2 protein-coding genes are annotated in these 2465 nt (G+C 54.7%); one reads left to right on the top strand and one right to left on the bottom strand.

What is annotated here, in order from left to right:
* On the bottom strand, positions 1-1006 hold a 1006-nt coding region (locus tag AC5JJ6_RS09035), incomplete at its 3' end, for a CaiB/BaiF CoA transferase family protein (RefSeq protein WP_496041716.1).
* A 256-nt stretch (positions 1007-1262) separates the two neighbouring features.
* Between AC5JJ6_RS09035 and AC5JJ6_RS09030 the strand changes: the two genes are divergently transcribed.
* On the top strand, positions 1263-2204 hold the full coding sequence (locus AC5JJ6_RS09030) for a LysR family transcriptional regulator (protein ID WP_496041715.1): 942 nt from the start codon (positions 1263-1265) through the stop codon (positions 2202-2204).
* Positions 2205-2465 lie beyond the last annotated feature (261 nt).

Genomic DNA, 2465 nt, shown 5'->3' with positions numbered 1-2465 from the left:
CGAAGATGTCTGCGATCGAATAGATCTGGGCGCAGGGCACTTCGCCCGCCTCAGTATTCGTCAACACGTCTTCCAGGCTGCGCTCGGCCATCCAGGCAGCCACGACCGAGTTGATATACGCCCTGTTGTCCGAACGGATCTTACTAGTCGGGTACTTCTGAGCAAGCTCGGGTTGCTCCATCATCTCGGCAAGACGGTGGAACATTTTGTCACTGGTGCACGCAAGCGCGACCCACTCGCCACTTCCCGTCTGATAATGGCTATGAGGAGCGACGTTGACCGTGTCCGCCCCCATCCGCCGACGGATGGTTCCGTACTTGGCGTAAGCTGGCGCCAGTTCGTCCAGCAGACGGAAGACGGACTCGTAGAGACCCAGATCGATAAACTGGCCGCGTCCGCTCTTGTCCCGGGCGCGCAATGCCATCATTACCCCAATCGCGCCCCACATGCCGGACGCATAGTCAGCCATGGAGGTCGAACCGGGCACCACCGGCGGACCGTCCGGTTCCCCGGCGAGGAAGGCGAGGCCGGAAAAGGCATGAGCAATGCGGGCAAAGCCTGGCTCGAACTTCTTCGGGCCCGTCTGTCCATAGGCGCTAATGCGCAGCATGACGAGACCCGGGTTGATGGCCTGCAGACTTTCAAAGCCGAGCCCCCACTTCTCCAGCGTACCGGGGCGGAAATTCTCCAGCACCACGTCGGCCTTCTCGACCAACTGGCGGAATAGGTCCGCACCCTCCGGCTTTCGCAGGTCGAGTGTCACAGTCTTCTTGTTGCGGGCCTCGCTCAACCAGATGAGGCTGTCGCCGCATTCTGTGAGCGTGCCAAATTTGCGCAGAGCATCGCCGCCGGAGGGTTGCTCGACCTTGATAACTTCCGCGCCGAAATCGGCGAGAATGGTTCCACAAAATGGCGCGGCCACAAAGGTCGCGATATCGAGGACGCGAAGGCCTTCCAATGCCGACTTGTCCTGACTCGCCGAGGATAGTGATTCCCGTTGTTCCAAGACCTGACCACCTGTGTTTATTGTTGAATTGCAGATACCTTACGAGCGCTTAACATTGCTGACAAACGCATTTATCCGAACCATTGTGCAGTTCAGATGGATAATTCGGCAAAGGCAGCTGGTTGGTTGGTCGTGCGGAACAAAAATGTGTCCAGCGGCGAATATCACTCCGCCTGATGATCAACACGCGGGTTTTGAATGACAATCTGGCGTATCAGCAGTACTCTGAAAAAAAATTGCATAGTCAGGAACAGCGATGCAAGTTAGCTCCAACGCTCTGACCAATGTGAACCTCAAACTGCTCCAGACCTTTCTGCTGGTAGCAGAGCATAGTAGTTTTCGAATAGCGGCCGAGCATACGTTTCGGTCGCAATCAGCAGTAAGCGCTCAAATACGTCAGCTTGAGCAGCAGCTTCGCGTGCCCTTGTTTCATCGCACGACACGAAACGTGCGCCTGACACCTGAGGGCATGCAGTTGATGGAGTGTGCTCATCGCGCGCTTATGGAACTCGATGTCGGACTTCGGAAGATCAGGGAGTCGGCGGACGTCAAGAGCGGGAAGGTAACGCTTTCCTGTTCTCCGACCATCGCACAATCAAGACTTGCTCGAGTTCTGGCGGCTTTCGAAAACGATTATCCTGGGATTGAAGTAAAGGTTCGAGAGTTGTCGTCGCAAGAAATTTATGACAGCATTCGAAAGCGTGAGGTTGATTTCGGGATTGGCCCTGCGATTGAGAAAGCGGAATTTCAATTTCAACATCTCTTCGAAGATGCGTTCTATGCCTTGGTCCCGAAGCGTTTCTTAACAACGACCAAAGATGTGATCCCGCTCGCTCGTTTAGCTTCAATGCCATTGTTAGTATTGAGTTCTGCGACTGCCGTGCGGGGACTGCTGGAAGCGAGTATGAAGGAATGGAATCTCACCTTCGCAACGCGCTATGAGTTTGCCGAGGCAGCCACTCTTGTGTCAATGGCAGATGCCGGCTTGGGTGCGGCGATCCTTCCCAAAGTTGCTATTCCGGCAATTCTTGGAAATAACGTATATTCGCTTCGGATTATCAATCCATCCTTGCACCGGCAAGTAGCACTGATCACTCTCAAGGGACATGCGCTGTCGCCGGCATCTGTGAGACTTGCACAACTAATTCACCAACTTGTCCCGGAGCCTGAAGAGCGGGACAAAAGTGGAAAGAAATAGTGATCGACTATGCCCAGTTAGGGCCTGCTCACGGGACCATGGTAAACTGTAGGAGCAATGTTGGTCTGCGGCGGTGTCGGCAGATAGGTAATTGCTTCGACAGTGTCAGCCTTCGGGACGAGCATGCATATTCAGATTCAGCTCCGGATCGTAGCCGACGACGATAGCGTGATCAGCGAGGGCAAGATCCTGCAGTTCAACAACGCGAACGACCAGTTGGAGGTGATTGGTCTGTTGTTCGACGAAGCCAAGGCGGCGCTA

Source organism: Skermanella sp. (assembly GCF_059503625.1).
This window is presented reverse-complemented; position numbering and strand designations above follow the sequence as displayed.

What these genes read in the sequence shown, in the direction of transcription:
- AC5JJ6_RS09030 (WP_496041715.1), top strand. Translation starts at nt 1,263, where the DNA reads ATGCAAGTTAGCTCCAACGCTCTGACCAATGTGAACCTCAAACTGCTC.